We start from the raw sequence: 19,499 nt of genomic DNA, 5'->3' as shown, positions 1-19,499 counted from the left end.
TGCGAAAGCAGGAGTCTCATCCTACTTTCTAAATTTAATTGTGTTATCACTTTTATCGTCTCCCTTAGCTCACACCAATTCTTCAACCATTTGTTCTTCTGTCTCTAAACGTTTTAAAGCACGTTTGTATTCTATTGGCATCACGCGAACAAAATTTTTCAAACTTGTTTCCCAATCCGCTAATAATGCAGCACCTCGTTTACTATCTGTAAATTTTACGTGCTTTTCAATTAGTGTTTTTAAATCATTAGCATCTTTCTTCAAAATCTTTTCAAATTCTATCGTTTCGGTATTACACAAGCCGTTGACAAATTGATGTTCAGGATCGTAGATATAGGCTATTCCTCCACTCATTCCTGCTGCAAAATTTCGTCCTGTTTTACCAAGAACAACCACTTTTCCACCTGTCATATACTCACAACAATGATCCCCAACTCCTTCTACAACAGCTGTTGCACCCGAGTTTCTTACTGCAAAACGTTCACCCGCAATACCGTTGATATACGCTTGCCCTTCAACCGCCCCGAATAAGCAAACATTACCAACTATGATATTGTCTTCCGCTTTAAAACTTGCTTTAGTAGGCTTTTTGACAATTAACTTAGCTCCAGACAAGCCTTTTCCTAAGTAATCATTAGTATTTCCTTCTAACTTAAACGTCAATCCATGGGCTCCAAACGCTCCAAAACTTTGACCAGCGGAACCTTCAAAATTGATATTTAAAGTATCTTCAGGCAAACCTAAATGTCCATATATTTTTGAAATTTCGTTACTCACAATAGCTCCAACCGTACGATTTGTATTCTTAATAGGATATGACAAACACATTTGCTCCTTACGGTACAATGCGCGATGTGAATCTTTAAGAATGGTAAAATCTAAAACATTATCCAAATTGTGATCTTGCTTTTCTGAATTCTTCACCGGCATTTTACTGTATGATGCTGGTCGATGCAAAATTGAAGACAAATCCAAACCTTTAGCTTTATAATGTTTAATGGCTTTATTTGCATTTATTTTATGCGTCTGACCAACCATCTCTGCCATAGATCTAAATCCGAGTTCTGCCATAATCTGTCTTAATTCTTCTGCTATATAATAGAAGAAATTAATAACGTGCTCTGGTGTCCCTTTAAAGTTTTTACGTAACTCTTTATCTTGGGTTGCAATTCCAACAGGACAAGTATTTAAATGGCATTTTCGCATCATAATACATCCTGAAGCCACTAAAGGCGCCGTTGCAAATCCGAATTCTTCTGCTCCCAATAATGCCGCAATCGCAACATCACGACCCGTTTTTAATTGCCCATCACATTCAACAACAATTCGACTTCTTAAATTATTAAGTACTAAAGTTTGCTGTGCTTCCGCTAAACCCAATTCCCAAGGTAAACCAGCATGTTTAAGCGAAGTTAAAGGAGAGGCTCCTGTTCCGCCATCGTATCCTGAAATAAGTACCACATCTGCTTTTGCTTTTGCTACACCAGCCGCAATGGTACCAACGCCAACTTCGGATACTAATTTTACATTAATTCTAGCGTCACGATTCGCATTTTTTAAATCGTAAATTAATTGTGCTAAATCTTCAATAGAATAAATATCGTGATGTGGTGGTGGTGAAATTAAACCTACAAATGGTGTCGAATTCCGTGCTGCAGCTATCCATGGCAATACTTTTTCACCAGGCAATTGACCACCTTCTCCAGGCTTTGCACCTTGAGCCATTTTTATTTGAATCTCTTTAGCGTTGGTTAAGTAATGAGACGTTACGCCGAAACGCCCCGAAGCCACTTGTTTAATGGCAGAATTCCTGCTATCTCCATTCACATCGGGTTGAAAACGTCTTCGGTCTTCTCCTCCTTCACCAGAATTAGATTTTCCTCCAATTCTATTCATCGCAATGGCTAAATTTTCATGGGCTTCACGAGAAATGGATCCATAAGACATGGCACCTGTTTTAAACCGTTTTACAATTTCAGTCCAAGGTTCGACTTCATCAATAGGAATTGGATCGATATTATTAAATTCAAATAACCCTCGAATGGTCATTAAATTTTCTGATTGTTCGTTAATAGCTTTTGCATACACGTCATAACTCGCTTGGTCACTTAACCTAACCGCTTGTTGTAATTTTGCAACGGTTGTTGGATTAAATAAATGCTTTTCACCATTACGTCTCCATCTGTAATCACCACCGATATTTAACCCCAAACGTTTATCTATTTCAATATCTGGATAAGCATACTTATAGCGTTTATCAATCTCTTTTTCAATTTCATACAAACCAATACCTTCTATTCTTGAAGCTGTATAAGGAAAATACTTTTCTACGAATTGCGAATTAAAACCGACGATTTCAAAAATTTGAGAACCTCTATAAGAGTGAAGTGTAGAAATTCCGATTTTATTCATCACTTTTAAGATACCTTTTCCAATGGCTTTATTGAAATTATCCACCGCCTTTTGTTCATCTATACCTGTAATGAAGCCTTCTTTGACTTGGATTCGAATAATTTCGTTTACCATATAAGGATTTACAGCACTCGCTCCATAACCAAATAAGGTCGCAAAATGATGTGGCTCACGCGGCTCTGCCGATTCAATAATAATATCAAAATAGGAACGCTTACGCAAACGATTCAACTGGTGGTTAACATAAGAACACGCCAATAACGATGGAATTGGAGCCATCTCCTTACTAACACCTCTATCTGTCAATATGATAATATTTGTTTTTCGAGCTAATGCCTTTTCAATTTGAATAATAATGTCATCCAAAGCATCTTCGAGTCCGTTAAGACCTTTATCTTTTTGATATAAAATTTCAATCGTTTCGGCTTTAAACCCTTCAACGGAAATGTGTCGTATTTTTTCTAAATCGTCATTTGAAATTACGGGATTCTGAATTTTTAATTTTCGACATTGTCGTTCTGTAATACTAAAAATATTTCGATCCTTACCTAAAGACAAACTAATATCAGTTACAATCTCCTCTCTAATACCGTCTAAAGGAGGATTGGTAACCTGAGCAAATAATTGCTTAAAATAGTTAGAAATCAGTTGTGGTTTATTAGACAAAACCGCTAATGGAGTATCCGTCCCCATAGACCCCAAAGCTTCTTTAGCCTTTAGAGCCATTGGCGTAATAACTTCTTGAATATCTTCAAACGTGTAATTAAATAAACGCTGTCTTGTTTTAATATCTAAATTTTCAATTGGACATGTTTCACCTGTATAAGGAATATCTTTTAAGTGCAATCTGGTCTTATCTAACCATTCTTGATATGGTCGTTCTCTAACAATCTTACTTTTTATTTCTTCGTCATTAATAATCCGACCTTGGTTCATGTCTACTAAAAACATTTTCCCTGGCTCTAAACGACCATGACTTTCTACATCTTCTGGAGCAATATCTACCACTCCAATTTCTGAAGACATAATTAGTTTTCCGCTCTTAGTCACGGTATATCTCGATGGTCTTAAACCATTTCTATCGAGTAAGGCACCTATATAATTACCATCTGTAAACGGTACGGAAGCAGGTCCATCCCAAGGCTCCATGATACAAGCATTATAATCGTAAAAAGCTTTACGTTCTGGTGACATTGTTGCGTGTTTTTCCCATGCTTCAGGAATCATCATCATCATGACTTCTGGCAATGAACGTCCAGTATGCGTTAACAATTCCACAACCATATCCATAGATGCTGAATCGGATTTTCCTGGTAAGATAATTGGAAATAATTTTTCAATTTGTGGCCCAAACACATCGCTCTTCATAATCTCCTCACGTACACGCATTCTGCTCACATTTCCACGAAGCGTATTGATTTCTCCGTTCTGACACATAAATCGAAATGGCTGTGCCAACTCCCATGTAGGCATTGTATTTGTTGAAAATCGTTGATGCACTAAGGCCAAACGTGTTACTAAATCTGATTCTTGTAAATCTTTATAATACGCCCCAATATCTTCAGGCATAATAATCCCCTTATAGATAAGTGTGTTCATTGACAAACTGGACACATAGAAATAAGAACTTTGCGACATCTTAGATTTCCTAACCGTATGTTCTGTTATTTTTCGTGCTGCGTACAATTTTGCTTTAAAATCAGCTTCAGAAACTTCATTTGATTTTCCAACAAACAGCTGTTCAATATTTGGCTCAGACGCCAATGCTATTTCACCGAGTTGTGTTGAATCCACAGGAACTTCTCGCCATCCAATCACAGAAAGACCCTGAGCTATTATTTCTTTCTCAAAAGTATCTTTACAAAATTTGTACTGGTTTCTATTTTTAGGCAAAAACACCATACCTACAGCATATTTTCCTCTAACAGGCACTTTAAACCCACATACTCTTTTAAAATAAGCATGAGGAATATCTATTAACAAACCAGCACCATCACCGGTTTTACCATCAGAGCTTACTCCACCGCGATGCTCTAGTTTTACTAAAATCTCTAGTGCATCGTGTATAATTTGATTTGTCTTTTCTCCCTTTAAGTTACATATAAAACCTGCACCACAATTTTCGTGTTCAAATTCTGGTAAATAGAGTCCTTGTTTCTTAAGCATAATTCAGAAAGTTTTAAAGGCTTTCACACCTTATTACTCCTCTAATATATGCACTTAGGTTTGATATAAAAAAAAGCACAAACACTTTTCAAGAATTCACAATAAGCCTTGAAATGATTGCGGGAAATCTAATTAACACGACGTCTAAATATCAAATCAACAATAAGAAATAATCAACAAAAAGCAAGCTACAGTAAGAAAACAACCAAAAAAGCAATTAAACATTAAAAATAACTCATCAAAATACTCATTTTGATGAACATTATTAAAACCTCAATTATCGATATAACAAAAATATAGCTTAAATTAATTTTAACCCTAAAATTTATAGGGTATAAAATTACATATTCATAAAAATTACTTTTTAACCCCACATTTTAATAGGGTATAAATAAAGATTATATAGATTTGAAACGAACTAACTATATTAAATTCATCATTATGAAAAAAATTTTTACTCTAACACTACTTGCGATGTCAGTAGTTTTAACGGCTCAAGAAACAGAAGAGACTAAAGAAAAGTCTTTTACAGTAAGCGGAAGTGTTGACGCTTATTACCAAACCTACATATCTGCGCCTGATGATGCTGGTGCAACATTTGGTACAGCTTTCGCAGATAAATCAGGTTTTGCCTTTGGTATGGGAAACATCATCGCTAGCTATGAAAGCGGCAAAGTAGGTGCTGTTCTAGATTTAGTTACAGGACCAAGAGGTGGAGCCGCTACATTTAGCAATGATATTGTTGATGGTATCGTCAACCAAGCCTATGTTTACTGGAATGTTTCAGAAAAAACAACCTTAACCATGGGACGTTTTAATACATTTTTAGGATACGAAGTCATTGCCCCAGCAGCAAACTTTAACTATAGCACATCTTACCTATTCTCTAGCGGCCCTTTCTCACACATGGGCTTAAAAGCAGATTTTGCTTTATCTGATGATTTTAGCTTAATGTTAGCCGTTATGAATCCTTGGGACACCAATGATACATCTACAACTGGTGAATATTCATTTGGAGCGCAATTAGGCTACTCTGGTCAATTCTTAAATTTTTACTATGACAGTGGAAACAATGGTGGATTAGGTTTTGAAGTTGACTATACAGGTGGCTTTGATGTTTCTGATGCCTTTTTCTTAGGGATCAACGCAGCTTACAACGATAATGATGGAAGTGGCTTTTATGGTGCTGCATTATATCCACAATATGCTACATCTGAAGATTTTAGCATTGGCTTAAGAGGCGAGTATTTTGCTTTACATGGTGAAGTTGACAACTTTGACTACCCGAGTGTATTTGGAGTTACATTAACAGGTAGCTATACCGTAGATAGCAACTTAATCATTAAACCAGAGTTTAGATTAGATTCTTTAACTGATGCAGATGGAGGCATATATGGTAATGTTATCGACAATGATGGCTTAGCAACTAGCAGCCTAAGTGCTTTTACTTTAGCCGCTATCTACACATTCTAAATCACAACACTAACTAATTTCTATTATTATGATATATAATTTTTTAACAACACTCCCAACTCTAGCAGCATTGCAAGATGCTGCTGAACCTACTGAAGTCGAAGCTGCAGTTGCTGCTATAAATGGCGACATGGGAATGCTTTGGATGCTGATCTCGGCAATCCTAGTTTTCTTTATGCAAGCTGGTTTTACGCTTGTTGAAACAGGAATGACCCGCTCTAAAAACGCGGCCAATATCGCCATGAAAAACCTACTTGATATTTGCGTAGGATCATTAACCTATTGGTTTGTTGGTTATTCTTTAATGTATGGTGACACTTCAAACGGATGGTTTTTCTGGAGTGGCCTAATGCAAGGAGAAGGAGCTGACTTATTATTTCAAACGATGTTTGCCGCAACTGCCGCAACCATAGTTTCTGGAGCTATTGCAGGTAGAACAAAATACTCAACTTACGCTATATTTTCAATCGTAATGACTGCATTAATCTACCCTATTGCTGGTGGATGGCAATGGCAAGGTTCTGGTTGGTTAACCGAACTTGGTTTTATTGATTTTGCAGGATCCTCAATTGTACACTCTGTTGGTGGATGGGCAGCTTTAGTTGCCGCCTATATGGTAGGACCAAGAATAGGAAAATATATCGATGGAAAAGTAATGCCAATCCCAGGCCACAACCAAGTACTAGCAACTTTAGGTGTTTTTATCCTATGGTTAGGATGGTTTGGCTTTAACGGAGGTTCTCAATTGGCTTGGGGAGGTGCAGATTCTATCGCCGCATCTAATGTTGTTTTAATCACAAATTTAGCAGCAGCAGCTGGTGGTTTAGGCGCACTAATAACGACATGGATCTGGTACGGAAAACCAAATCTACCACAAACTTTAAACGGAGCTTTAGCCGGTTTAGTAAGTATTACTGCTGGCTGCGGAAACATGTCTACTTTAGGTGCCATTCTAGCCGGACTAATCGGAGGTGTTATTGTTGTATTCTCTATTGAATTTATTGAGAAAAAACTTAAAATTGATGATGCTATTGGAGCTGCCTCTGTTCATGGTGTTGCCGGAGTTTGGGGAACACTTGTTATTGGCCTTTGGGGAATTGATGGTGAAACAGGAATAGGCCTATTCAACGGCGGAGGATTTACCCAATTAGGAGCTCAAGCTACAGGTGTTTTAGCTTACGGCGTATGGTCTGTTGTGCTATCATTCATCATTCTAAAAATATTAAAATCTACAATGGGGCTTCGTGTTAGTGAAGAAGAAGAACTTGTTGGACTTGACCTTTCCGAACATGGTGAAATTGCTTATCCAGGAAAAAGAGAACGCTAATTAACGTGTTGTATTCTTTCACATAAGTTTTAATTGATAATTAATTTAGTTATTAGAATAAAAACCTTCGAAGTCTAACTTTGAAGGTTTTTTACTTTAGTTTAGTAATTGCACAAAAAAAATCCTCAGAAGTTTAAAACTACTAAGGATTTATAATATTACAAACTATTTGTTTTTATGCTGAATTACGACTCGCGTTTATATTACCAAATAAAGACCTAGTTACCATCTTCTCAAAGATTTTAATCTGCTCTTCATCTCGTACCTCAGCTTTTTCAAGCTCTTGGATTTTCTTTAAAGCATATTGCTGAATCGTTAATAACGGTAACACAATAGATTCTCTTACGGCAATTGATGCTTTTCCAGAAGGCTCTTCTTGCATCAATTCCTTATAACCCGTAAGTTTTAAAATCAAACGTTTTGAAACTTCATATTCTTTATAAATTACATTCCAAAATTCACCGTATTCCTCATCTTCAGACATATAACGTGTTAAGTCGAAAAAAGACTTAGACAGAGACATCATACTATTTTCAATCAACGTTTTGAAGAACGCAGATGTTTTAAACAAATGCTGTGCTTTATCAAACTCACCAATATCTTCATAATGCTTCAATGCTGTACCTACTCCAAAGAAGCCTGGTACATTTTGCTTCAATTGACTCCAAGATCCTACAAAAGGAATCGCTCTTAAATCTTCAAACACCAAACCTTCCGATTTACCTCTTTTAGACGGACGACTACCAATATTTGTTTTCGCATAATATTTAAGCGTACTCATATGCTCTAAATACGAAATAAATTTAGGATGCGCTTTAAAATTCGCATACGCCTCATAACTGCGATTTGCCAAGTCCGTCATAACCTCCCTGTTTTCTGGCTGCATGCTTAAATCGGCATCACTTAAACTGTTACCAATACCAGAACTAATCAACTGCTCTAAATTATATTGTGCAGATTCTAAAGTTCCAAAATTAGAACTTATCGTCTGACCTTGTATGGTTAATTGTACTTCTTCATCTTCTATTGTCGGACCTAAAGACGCATAAAAATTATGCGTTTTTCCGCCACCACGTGCCGGTGGCCCACCACGTCCATCAAAGAAAATTACTTTGATACCATGTTCTCTAGATACTCTGGTTAAATTTTCCTTAGCTTGATAAATGGCCCAGTTTGCCATTAAATAACCACCATCTTTAGTACCATCACTAAACCCAAGCATAATGGTTTGCCTATTACCTCTTGCTTTTAAATGCTTCGCATAATCAGGGTTAGAATACAACTCCTCCATCACTTTTGGAGCATTCTCTAAATCGGTAATAGTTTCAAATAACGGTCCAATATCCACTGTTAAATCGTCTTGGAATGCCACTAATTTTAACATCGCAAACAATTGCATGACATGTAAAGTCGATTGGTTATTACTAATTATATAACGGTTTGCAGCTTGCTCCCCATTGGTTTCTTGAATGGTTTTTATAGCCTTAATCGTCTCTAAAGCCATTAAAGTTTCTTCATCTTTAATTAGAGATAAATCTACAGAACCTTCAACTTTAGATAAAATTTTAATTTGTTCACGTTCTGGTAAATCGTGATAATTTTTAGGAAAGATGTCACTTCCATTTTCAAGCAACGCATTTACCATATCATTAAAAAACTGCTCGTGTTTTCGGCTGTCTTGTCTGATATCTAAATTCGCAAAATGAAATCCGAATAAATGAGTTTTATTAATTAAACTATTCAGCTCATCAACATATAAAGACTGATGCTTATCGATAACAATTTGTTTCACCGCTTTTAATTCTGAAACAAAAGTCTTCAACGTTAAATCAGAAGCTTCATTTGTAATAATACTATAAAGCTCACGCTCTAAATTACCCATACGATCTTCGACTCCTTGAAACGTTAACTTCCGCTTTAATTGCCTTACGTTTCTATAATAATTTTTAATAATTGAAAGTCGTAATCTATCGGCAACCTTTAGCGTAATTTCTGGTGTTACAAAAGGATTTCCATCTCTATCACCTCCTGGCCAAAAACCTATATTAATAATATTGTTTTCTATTTGTTCACCATCGAATATATTCTGTTGAATGTAATCGTATATACCTCCAAAGGACTTATAAAATACATTCTCTAAATACCAGATTAAACTCACTGCTTCATCAAAAGGAGATGGTTTTTCGTGCTTAAAAAATGGTGTTTTTCCTAATTGCGCCAATAAATCATTAATTCTTAATAAATCATTTTCGCGAATAGCCTCGGTTAAATCCGTAATAATTCCTAAAACAGAACCCGGATAAAACTGTGTTGGATGGGCTGTTAGAACAATTCGCACTTTAAATTCTTCTAAATATTTACGAAGGGTCTCCAACTTATTATCAGCAGAAACCGTTTCTTTTAAACTTCGCAAGGTTCCGATACCATCCATATTATTTACAATAGGAAAAGCAGCATCTTCAATCGCATCGAATAAAACGACCTGTCTTTCGATATATTGAATAAATCGAAATAACAGATTCACCTGACTCTCAGAAGAGCGTCTGGCTTGGTATTTTTTAAAAAATGTATTAACGATTGTTGTAGGATCTCTTTATTTTCAAATCCTTTATGGCAGGTTTCGTGAAACAAAGGCAAAAGCGCTCCTGTTTTTGTAACCGCATCAAAAGGCAAGGTCATAAATATACTGTTGTATATCTGATACTTAGACAATACATTTTGATTGAATCGTGTTAATTTTGGTTGTGTGGACATTATCTTAAATTATATTATTGTAGACTGCCCTAAATGGATATTCTTAAAATTGAGATTAGTATCTTTTGGATTGTAAATAAAATCTTCAACAAAGTCACCAACATTAGAGGTCGTCACTGTATTTACCACCGAATTTATATCTGGTGTTGTAATGTTTAATTTTAACGATTTTTCTACAGCTAACCTAATTAATTCGGCTTCATTATGTAATTCAAAATGACTCAACAACATAGCAGCAGATAAAATTGACGCAATCGGATTCGCAATACCTTTATTGGCCGCTTGAGGGTATGAGCCATGAATAGGTTCAAACATCGCATATTTATCTCCAACTGAAGCTGAAGCTAACAATCCTATAGAACCTCCGATAACACTAGCTTCATCACTAATAATATCACCAAACATATTCTCTGTTAAAATCACATCAAACTGTTTTGGGTTTAAAATCATTTGCATTGCTGCATTATCTACAAATAAAAAGTCGAGTGTAACATCTGGATATTGCTCCGCAACTTCTTTAACTACACGTCGCCAAAGTCGAGATGTTTCTAACACATTAGCCTTATCTACTAACGTCACTTTATGATTTCTATGTTCCGCAGCAACAAATGCTAAATGTGCAATACGCTCTATTTCTTCACGTGAATAACTACATAAATCTGAAGCATAATCACCATCTTTTGACGTCTGTTTTTCACCAAAATAAATACCACCAGTCAATTCTCTATAAATAGAAATATCTGTCCCCTGAATGATATGCTTCTTTAAAGGGGATTTATCTAGCAATGTTTTATAAGCTTTTACAGGCCTAATGTTAGCATACAATCCCAACTCTTTGCGCAATTTCAGTAAGCCTTGTTCTGGTCGTACTTTTGCAGAAGGATTATTATCATATTTAGGATCACCAATAGCTCCAAATAAAATAGCATCACTTTTTTTACAAAGTTCTAATGTTTCCTCTGGCAAAGCAGCATTATGCTTATCAATGGCAACAGCACCCACATCTGCTGTTGTAAATTTAAAATTGTGATTAAACTCTGAAGCAATCGCCTTCAAAGCTTTTACAGCTTGATTCGTTACTTCTGGACCAATACCATCACCTGGTAAAATTGCTATATTTAATTTCATCGAAGAAAAATCAATTCCCGAATTAACGAAAATCTTATTTAGTTATTAATATATTTTTTGAGCTTCAAAAGCTTCAATTTGTTCTTTATTATTAATCAAATAGTCAATATCATCATAACCATTGATCATACATGTTTTCTTGTAGGCATCGATTTCAAAATTTTCGGATAATTCTGAATCTTTTACTGAGATGGTCTGTTTTTCGAGATCAACCACTAATTCTGTCTCTGGATTGGACACGATTTCCTGCATTAAGTCACTCAAAAAAGCTGGCGAGACCTGTACTGGCAACAAGCCATTATTTAAGGCATTTCCTTTAAATATATCAGCAAAAAAACTAGATACCACAACTTTAAATCCAAAATCTGTTATAGCCCAAGCGGCATGCTCTCTACTCGATCCGCAGCCAAAATTATCTCCAGCAACTAAAATACTTCCTGAGTATTTTGAATCATTTAACACAAAATCCGTATTAATTGTTCCGTCTTTATGATATCTCCAATCTCTAAATACATTGTTACCAAACCCCTCTCTATCTGTTGCTTTTAAAAAACGAGCAGGTATAATTTGATCCGTATCTACATTCTCTATATGTAATGGAATGGCTCTTGATTGTAATGTTGTAAACTTTTCCATAGTAACGCCCACGAAAGTGGGTATTTTCTTTTAATTCATTTTAAATACTTACAAGGTTTTTGAAACCTTGCAGGACCATATCAATTTAATTGCTTTGAAATATCTATAATTTTACCTTCTACAGCTGTTGCTGCAGCGACCAAAGGACTTGCTAAAATCGTTCTTGAACCTTGTCCTTGGCGACCTTCGAAGTTTCTATTAGAGGTTGACACACAATATTCTCCCTGAGGAATCTTATCATCGTTCATTGCTAAACACGCCGAACAACCAGGCTGACGCAATTCAAAACCTGCGTCATCAAAAATAGATTTTAGACCTTCTTCAATAATTTGAGTTTCTACTTGCTTACTTCCTGGCACCAACCAAGCTGTAACATTAGCGGCTTTTTTCTTGCCTTTTATATAGTTGGCTGCGACTCTAAAATCTTCAATTCTAGAATTGGTACAACTTCCTATAAACACAAAATTGATAGGCTTATTAATCAAGCTTTCTCCAGCTTCAAAATTCATATAAGCTAAAGATTTTTTAAACGATGGATTTTCATCTACAGGAATCGTTTCAGAAATTTTAATTCCCATTCCCGGATTCGTTCCATATGTAATCATTGGCGCTATATCTTCGGCATCGAAGCTGTATTCTTTATCAAATTTAGCATCGCTGTCTGTTGGCAAGGTTTTCCAATAGGCCACTTTCTTCTCAAATTCTTCACCTTTTGGTGCAAATTCTCTACCTTTTACATATTCAAAAGTCGTTTCATCTGGAGCAATCATACCTCCTCTTGCGCCCATTTCGATACTCATGTTACAGACCGTCATTCGACCTTCCATACTCATTTCTTCAAACACGTTTCCGGCATATTCACAGAAATAGCCCGTACCAGAATTGGTTCCTAATTTTGAAATGATATACAGAATCACATCTTTAGGTAAAACTCCATTTTTCAACTTACCATTAACGGTCACTCTTAAACTTTTTGGTTTTGTAAGCAACAAGCACTGGCTCGCAAATACTTGCGCTACCTGACTTGTCCCAATACCAAAAGCAATGGCCCCAAACGCACCATGTGTAGACGTATGACTATCACCACAGACCATGGTTAAGCCTGGTTGTGTCACCCCTAACTCTGGAGCCATTACATGCACAATACCATTATATTTATGCCCTAATTCGTATAGTGTTATATTCTTTTTTTTACAATTTTCAGATAATTGCTCCAATTGCTTTCTAGACAAGGCATCTTTTATCGGTTGATCTTGATGTAGTGTTGGAGTATTATGATCTGCTGTAGCCACAATCTGATTGGGTCTAAAAACAGGAATACCACGGTCTTCTAACTCGTTAAAAGCCTGCGGACTTGTTACTTCGTGTATTAAATGTTTATCTATATATAATATTTGTGGCCCATTTTCTATAGTACTGACCACATGCGAATCCCAAACTTTATCAAATAATGTTTTACCCATCTATCTTATGCTGAAATTATTTGTTGATACACATTGCTCGTTTCGATAATTTGATGAATATCATTATCATTGATTTCTTTCTTTCGATCTGCAAAACTCAAAAAGTTTGCATACACATCATCTAACTGTAATTTGGTCAGTTCATAACCTACATTTTTTGCTCTGTAAGCCAAGGCTGCTCTTCCACTTCTTGCAGTTAACACAATAGCCGACTCCGTAACACCGACATCTCTAGGGTCGATAATTTCGTAAGTTGCCCTATTTTTTATTACACCATCTTGGTGAATCCCAGAACTATGCGCAAAAGCATTTGCTCCAACAATCGCTTTGTTTGGTTGTGTATATATCCCCATACTATCGCTAACCAACTGGCTCATTCCGAATAGCATTGATGTATTAATATTGGTGTCTAAATTAAGATAAGGATGCTGCTTTAACACCATCACTACTTCTTCTAAAGCCGTGTTTCCTGCACGCTCACCAATACCGTTGATGGTACATTCAATTTGACGCGCTCCGTTAATGACACCTTCAATAGAATTTGCTGTTGCTAAGCCTAAATCATTATGACAATGACAAGACAGAATAGCCTTCTCAATACCTTTTACATTTTCTTTTAAGTATTTTATTTTTGCACCATATTCACTTGGCAAACAATACCCAGTTGTATCCGGAATATTCAATACTGTTGCACCTGCTCTAATGGCAGCTTCACAAACTCTTGCTAAATATTCATTATCTGTTCGTCCGGCATCTTCAGCATAAAACTCAACATCTTCAACAAATGATTTTGCATATTTTACCGCTTCAAAAGCACGCTCAATAATCGCCTCTCTGTTCGATTTGAATTTATGAAGGATATGTGAATCTGAAGTTCCTATTCCTGTATGAATTCTTGGCTTTTTAGCATACTTTAAAGATTCTGCCGCTACTTTTATATCATTTTCTACGGCTCTAGTTAATCCACAAACAGTCGCATTTTTAACAATTTTTGAAATTGCTTCTACCGATTTAAAATCACCTGGACTAGAGACCGGAAATCCTGCCTCAATCACATCCACCCCAAGTTGATCTAACTGTTCTGCTATGACTACTTTTTGTTCTGAGTTGAGTTTACAACCCGGAACTTGCTCTCCATCGCGAAGTGTTGTATCGAAGATTTGTATGTTGTTATTTGACATATATCAAAATATATTTTATAGTATTGTCTAACGAATGTATGTTTTGATTTAGATTTAAACATTATTGATATAGTTAGTTTACGATGTTCAGTCGCCAAAATATACTTTAAATAACTGATTTACAGATTTATAAATCTATTTTCTATTGATAACTAAAGACCAAAAAGATAATTTATTTTCACTTGTAAAGTCCTTAACAAAATCCGAAAAACGGCAATTTAAACTTTACGTAGGGAGACTTGGAGTAAATTCAGATTCTAAATTCTTGAATTTATTCAATCTTTTGGACAAAGCTAAAACCTACAATGAAGCTTTTATTTTAAAAAGTGGCATCGTAAAAAAGCAACAACTTGCCAATGTCAAAGCGCATTTATATAAACAAATTTTAATCAGTCTTAAGCTCAACCCATCACATCAAAATGTACGCTCACAAATTAGAGAACAACTCGATTTTGCTTCTATTTTGTATCACAAAGGCTTATATAAACAAAGCTTAAAAATTTTAGATAAGGCCAAGGAGCTCGCAATTATTAACGAAGAAAAAAATTCAGCTTTTGAGATTGTAGAGCTTGAAAAATTAATTGAATCTCAATACATCACACGAAGCATTAGCACCCGAGCGGACGAACTAGCCATACAAGCCAAAGAACTAAGTGCACTTAATGTTATCGCCAGTAAACTCTCTAATTTATCACTACAACTCTATAGTACTATTCTAAAAACAGGCTATATAAGAAATGAGGAAGAAGCCAATATGGTCATTAATTATTTTAACAAAAGCCTTCCAAAAGTTAATATTGAAAAATTAGGATTTAGAGAGAAACTATGGCTTTATAAAGCCAATTTATGGCAAAGCTTTTTGCTTCAAGATTTTTTGAATTGCTACAAATACGCTTCAAAATGGGTGGATTTATTTTATCAAAATCCAAGCATGATTAACCTGAATCCTGTATTTTTCCTCAAAGGCAATAATTACCTTTTAGAAGCACTCGTTTTTATTGGTAACAAACCAAAATTTTTAGAAAAATTCTCTGAGTTTGAAGCGACTGTTCAAAAATCGACGTTTCCAACCGATGAAAATGTAGCTACTCTTGTTTTTTTATACACCAATTTCCACAGCATTAACCAACACTTTATTGATGGTAGTTTTGAAGACGGACTTCATCTAATTCCAAAAATTGAAAACGACTTAATTCCGTTTAATGACAGAATTGACCCTCACCATAAAATGGTTTTTTATTATAAGTTTGCGAGTTTACAATTTGGAGCCGGAAATAACAAAGCTTGTATAAAATACTTAGATAAAATTATCTCAAACAAAACACTTTCAATGCGCGAAGACTTACTCTGTTTTTCGAGAGTTCTAAACCTTGTAGCGCATTATGAAGCTGGACTAGATTACCATTTAGAAACCCTTTTACGAAGCACGTACAAGTTTTTAATTAAGATGAATGACCTGCATGAAGTGCAAAAAGAAATGATAAAATTCATTAGAGGACTTCAGGATATTTACCCACACGATCTTAAAAATGCGTTTAAAGAATTACACAAAACACTAAAGACTTTTGAAGACCATCCGTACGAACGACGCGCCTTTTTATATCTCGATATTATTTCTTGGCTAGAAAGCAAAATCGAAAACAAACCTGTTAGCGAAATCATCCAAATTAAGTATTTAGCAAAGAAAAGTTCATAATTCTACGAAATTCATAAAAAACTCACAAAATCTACAAATAATTTGGATTTCCAATTTTTGTGTTGCAATATTTGTGCTCACAAAGTTCAAACACTTACTGAAATGTTATCAAGAAAGGTGGAGGGAATGACCCTATGAAGCCTTAGCAACCCTTAGATTTACTAAGAAGGTGCTAAATTCTACTTAATTATCCGATTCATTAATCGGAAAATTGGATAGATAACTCAAGACTAATTACCCATCTGTAATTAGCATTTTCTTTTTAATATTTTTCTATTAAGTACGCTTCACGTTCAAAGAACACATGAGGCTTATTTGGCTTTTGGTTTAATCTTTTATTAACTCAAAAACTTAGAAAAATGAGTACACAAAAATTCGCAACACAAGCGTTGCACGCAGGTCACGACGTCAGTCAAACTTCAGGAACAAGAGCTGTTCCTATTTACCAAACATCATCGTATGTCTTTAATGATTCCGATGATGCAGCCGGACGATTTAACCTTTCGGTTCCTGGCTTTATTTACACACGACTAAACAATCCCACAAACGACATTTTGGAGCAGCGATTAGCAGCGCTAGAAGGAGGAATTGCAGCAGTGGCTACGGCTTCTGGAACCTCAGCAATTGCAACAACCTTGCTAACGCTTTTAAGAGCAGGAGACCATATTGTCGCGTCGAGTAGTTTGTATGGTGGCACCTACAATTTATTAAGCGTCACCTTACCAAGACATGGTATTACTACAACGTTTGTTGATGCGTCAAATCCGGAAGAATTTAAAAAAGCAGCACAAGAAAACACAAGAGCCTTTTTTGTAGAATCTTTAGGGAATCCGAAATTAGATGTTTTAGATCTTGAAGCAATTTCAAAAGGAGCGAAAGCGCATAAAGTGCCCTTAATTGTAGATAATACCGTGGCTACACCTTATTTATTAAATCCAATAGAATATGGTGCTAACATCGTTATTCATTCCTTAACCAAATATATCACTGGAAACGGAACATCACTTGGAGGTATCATCATTGATGCCGGAACATTTGATTGGACTAACGGAAAATTCCCAGAATTTACAGAGCCATCTGCAGGTTATCATGGTTTAGTCTATAGCGAAGCCATAGGAGCAGCTGCATTTATAGCAAAAATTAGAATTGAAGGTCTACGAGATTACGGTGGAGCCTTAAGTCCATTTAACGCCTTTCAAATTATTCAAGGTTTAGAAACTTTAGAACTACGTATTTTAAAACATAGTGAAAATGCCCTTGAATTAGCAACATGGTTAGAGTCTCAACCCGAAGTCAAATGGGTGAATTACCCTGGACTTGAAAGCAGCAAATACAGAGAACTTGCTAAAAAATATTTACCAAAAGGCCAAAGTGGCGTCGTCACTTTTGGAGTGGATGGTGGTTACGAAGCTGCAAAAACCATTGCCGATACGACCAAACTATTCTCATTATTAGCCAATATTGGAGACACAAAATCACTTATCATTCATCCTGCAAGTACAACGCATCAACAATTAAGTGACGAAGCGCAAGAAACCACAGGTGTTACTAAAGATTTAATTCGTTTGTCTGTTGGTATTGAAAACATAGAAGATTTAAAAGATGATTTAAAAGAAGCTTTTGCTGTTGTTAAACAGAAAAAAGCCCTTCAAAATTAAATTTAAATTGTGAAGTAAAATGGATGTCTTTAATTCTAAAGACATCTGTTTTATAGTATTCAACACTAAAAAGACAAAAACATGAGTGATTTAAAATTCTCCGTTGTAGGAGACAGTACTTCTGCAACCCAATTTATAGGAAAAACAAGACAATTTACTTTAGTTGTAGATGAACCGGAAGCTTTAGGTGGCACCGATGAAGATGCCAATCCTGTAGAATACATTTTAGCAGGCTTTGCTGGTTGTGCCAATGTTGTTGGACATTTGGTAGCTAAGGAATTAGGTTTTACAATTAAAAATTTAAAGATTGAAGTAACAGGGGAATTAAATCCTGATCGATTTCTAGGGACATCTACCAAAGAACGCGCAGGCTTTAAAACCATTAATCTCAATCTTATTCCAGAGACCGATGCCAGTATTGAAGTTTTAACGCAATGGCTTCAAATTGTTGAAGAACGTTGTCCTGTAAAAGATAATTTACAGAACAAGACACCTTTAAAAATTTCCGTAGAAAAAGAATATACAGCTATATAAATATTTGTAATGGCACATTTACACTACATAACCCTAACTAATTACGTTACTGAAAGTGGTAAGACAATCAATCCTAAATTGTCTTACCAAACTTTTGGTAAAGCATTACATTCTGCACCCATAATTTTAGTCAACCACGCCCTAACCGGAAACTCAAATGTGGTTGGAGAAGACGGCTGGTGGAATGATATTATTGGAGACGACAAATGTATTGACACTAATGATTATACTATTTTAGCCTTTAATATTCTTGGTAATGGCTACGATAATATTGCAGAAAACTGCATTGAAAATTACAAAGATTTTACAGCAAGAGATATTGCAAAACTATTTGCTTTAGCCATAGAGCAATTAGAAATTGAACATTTATTTGCCGTAATTGGAGGCTCTGTAGGTGGTGGAATTGCATGGGAATTAGCCGCATTAAAACCCCAATTAATTCAACATTTAATTCCTATTGCGACCGACTGGAAATCGACAGATTGGGTCATTGCGAATTGCCACATTCAAGATGCAATATTGAATAATTCTTCACAACCACTAGTGGATGCTAGAATGCACGCCATGACCTTATATCGCACACCAGAATCGTTAACACAAAAATTTGAACGTACTAAGAAAAACGATGCCCTTTACAATATTGAATCATGGTTGAGTTATCATGGCAACGCTCTAGACAATCGTTTTCAGGTTGCGGCTTATAAACTGATGAATCAAATTTTGCGCACTATTGATATTACAAGAAACAGAACTGATTTTTTAGAAGTCGCTTCAAAAATTGAAAGTGATATTCATATCATCACCATTAATTCTGATTTGTTCTTTAAAGCGGATGAAAACTGGAATACTTATGTAGATTTAAAAGGAGTGAAAGACAACGTTCATATTCATGAAATTAAATCCGTACACGGCCACGATGCTTTTTTAATAGAATTTGACCAATTAGCACGCTTTTTGAAACCTATTTTTTCGACGGCATTGAAATCAAAGGAAAAATTAGTACAGCAAGTTGCGTAGAACACACTTACATTTTATAAATATAAAGCCAAACGATCTGTTTGGCTTTTTTAC

11 protein-coding genes, 1 pseudogene and 1 riboswitch are annotated in these 19,499 nt (G+C 35.5%); of the genes and pseudogenes, 6 read left to right on the top strand and 6 right to left on the bottom strand.

The window, feature by feature from the left end:
• Positions 1–69 precede the first annotated feature (69 nt).
• The gene (gltB, locus tag ACXGSQ_RS06325; RefSeq protein ID WP_458628776.1) at positions 70–4,578 is read right to left on the bottom strand and encodes a glutamate synthase large subunit; all 4,509 of its coding nucleotides are present in this window, start codon (positions 4,576–4,578) and stop codon (positions 70–72) included.
• A 441-nt stretch (positions 4,579–5,019) separates the two neighbouring features.
• Between gltB and ACXGSQ_RS06320 the strand changes: the two genes are divergently transcribed.
• On the top strand, positions 5,020–6,051 hold the full coding sequence (locus tag ACXGSQ_RS06320; RefSeq protein WP_458628775.1) for an outer membrane beta-barrel protein: 1,032 nt from the start codon (positions 5,020–5,022) through the stop codon (positions 6,049–6,051).
• A gap of 31 nt (positions 6,052–6,082) precedes the next feature.
• Positions 6,083–7,378 carry an ammonium transporter gene (locus ACXGSQ_RS06315; RefSeq protein WP_458629328.1) on the top strand — a complete coding sequence of 432 codons (1,296 nt, stop codon included), beginning with the start codon at positions 6,083–6,085 and terminating at the stop codon, positions 7,376–7,378.
• Positions 7,379–7,553: 175 nt separating this feature from the next.
• Here the strand turns inward: ACXGSQ_RS06315 and ACXGSQ_RS06310 are convergent.
• From ACXGSQ_RS06310 to ACXGSQ_RS06290, 5 genes and pseudogenes are all read right to left on the bottom strand, one after another.
• Positions 7,554–10,132 (bottom strand): annotated as a pseudogene (locus ACXGSQ_RS06310) (phosphoenolpyruvate carboxylase).
• A gap of 9 nt (positions 10,133–10,141) precedes the next feature.
• Positions 10,142–11,260: a 3-isopropylmalate dehydrogenase gene (gene leuB, locus ACXGSQ_RS06305; protein ID WP_458628774.1), complete on the bottom strand. Its 1,119-nt coding sequence runs from the start codon at positions 11,258–11,260 to the stop codon at positions 10,142–10,144.
• 45 nt (positions 11,261–11,305) lie between these two features.
• On the bottom strand, positions 11,306–11,896 hold the full coding sequence (gene leuD, locus ACXGSQ_RS06300) for a 3-isopropylmalate dehydratase small subunit (protein ID WP_334465252.1): 591 nt from the start codon (positions 11,894–11,896) through the stop codon (positions 11,306–11,308).
• Between the two features lie 80 nt (positions 11,897–11,976).
• The gene (gene leuC / locus ACXGSQ_RS06295; protein WP_458628773.1) at positions 11,977–13,359 is read right to left on the bottom strand and encodes a 3-isopropylmalate dehydratase large subunit; all 1,383 of its coding nucleotides are present in this window, start codon (positions 13,357–13,359) and stop codon (positions 11,977–11,979) included.
• A 5-nt stretch (positions 13,360–13,364) separates the two neighbouring features.
• Positions 13,365–14,540 (bottom strand): 2-isopropylmalate synthase, encoded by a 1,176-nt coding sequence (locus tag ACXGSQ_RS06290; RefSeq protein WP_458628772.1) that lies wholly within the window; start codon positions 14,538–14,540, stop codon positions 13,365–13,367.
• A 148-nt stretch (positions 14,541–14,688) separates the two neighbouring features.
• On the opposite strand from ACXGSQ_RS06290, the gene ACXGSQ_RS06285 reads away from it, so the two are divergent.
• The 4 genes from ACXGSQ_RS06285 (at position 14,689) to ACXGSQ_RS06270 (ending at position 19,445) form a co-directional block, all read left to right on the top strand.
• Complete coding sequence (locus tag ACXGSQ_RS06285) at positions 14,689–16,236, top strand: hypothetical protein (RefSeq protein WP_458629327.1); 1,548 nt, start codon at positions 14,689–14,691, stop codon at positions 16,234–16,236.
• 102 nt (positions 16,237–16,338) lie between these two features.
• Positions 16,339–16,462, top strand: a riboswitch (SAM riboswitch).
• 133 nt (positions 16,463–16,595) lie between these two features.
• A complete protein-coding gene (locus ACXGSQ_RS06280) occupies positions 16,596–17,894 on the top strand; it encodes an O-acetylhomoserine aminocarboxypropyltransferase/cysteine synthase family protein (protein WP_458628771.1) in 1,299 nt (432 codons plus the stop codon).
• An 81-nt stretch (positions 17,895–17,975) separates the two neighbouring features.
• Positions 17,976–18,428, top strand: a complete 453-nt coding sequence (locus tag ACXGSQ_RS06275; protein ID WP_334465264.1) for an OsmC family protein — start codon at positions 17,976–17,978, stop codon at positions 18,426–18,428.
• Positions 18,429–18,437: 9 nt separating this feature from the next.
• Positions 18,438–19,445 carry an alpha/beta fold hydrolase gene (locus ACXGSQ_RS06270; protein ID WP_458628770.1) on the top strand — a complete coding sequence of 336 codons (1,008 nt, stop codon included), beginning with the start codon at positions 18,438–18,440 and terminating at the stop codon, positions 19,443–19,445.
• Positions 19,446–19,499 lie beyond the last annotated feature (54 nt).

The organism is Winogradskyella sp. PC D3.3 (genome assembly GCF_054366245.1).
This window is presented reverse-complemented; position numbering and strand designations above follow the sequence as displayed.

What these genes read in the sequence shown, in the direction of transcription:
- ACXGSQ_RS06280 (WP_458628771.1), top strand. Translation starts at nt 16,596, where the DNA reads ATGAGTACACAAAAATTCGCAACACAAGCGTTGCACGCAGGTCACGAC.
- leuD (WP_334465252.1), bottom strand. Translation starts at nt 11,896, where the DNA reads ATGGAAAAGTTTACAACATTACAATCAAGAGCCATTCCATTACATATA.
- ACXGSQ_RS06270 (WP_458628770.1), top strand. Translation starts at nt 18,438, where the DNA reads ATGGCACATTTACACTACATAACCCTAACTAATTACGTTACTGAAAGT.
- ACXGSQ_RS06320 (WP_458628775.1), top strand. Translation starts at nt 5,020, where the DNA reads ATGAAAAAAATTTTTACTCTAACACTACTTGCGATGTCAGTAGTTTTA.
- gltB (WP_458628776.1), bottom strand. Translation starts at nt 4,578, where the DNA reads ATGCTTAAGAAACAAGGACTCTATTTACCAGAATTTGAACACGAAAAT.
- ACXGSQ_RS06275 (WP_334465264.1), top strand. Translation starts at nt 17,976, where the DNA reads ATGAGTGATTTAAAATTCTCCGTTGTAGGAGACAGTACTTCTGCAACC.
- leuC (WP_458628773.1), bottom strand. Translation starts at nt 13,359, where the DNA reads ATGGGTAAAACATTATTTGATAAAGTTTGGGATTCGCATGTGGTCAGT.
- ACXGSQ_RS06290 (WP_458628772.1), bottom strand. Translation starts at nt 14,540, where the DNA reads ATGTCAAATAACAACATACAAATCTTCGATACAACACTTCGCGATGGA.
- leuB (WP_458628774.1), bottom strand. Translation starts at nt 11,260, where the DNA reads ATGAAATTAAATATAGCAATTTTACCAGGTGATGGTATTGGTCCAGAA.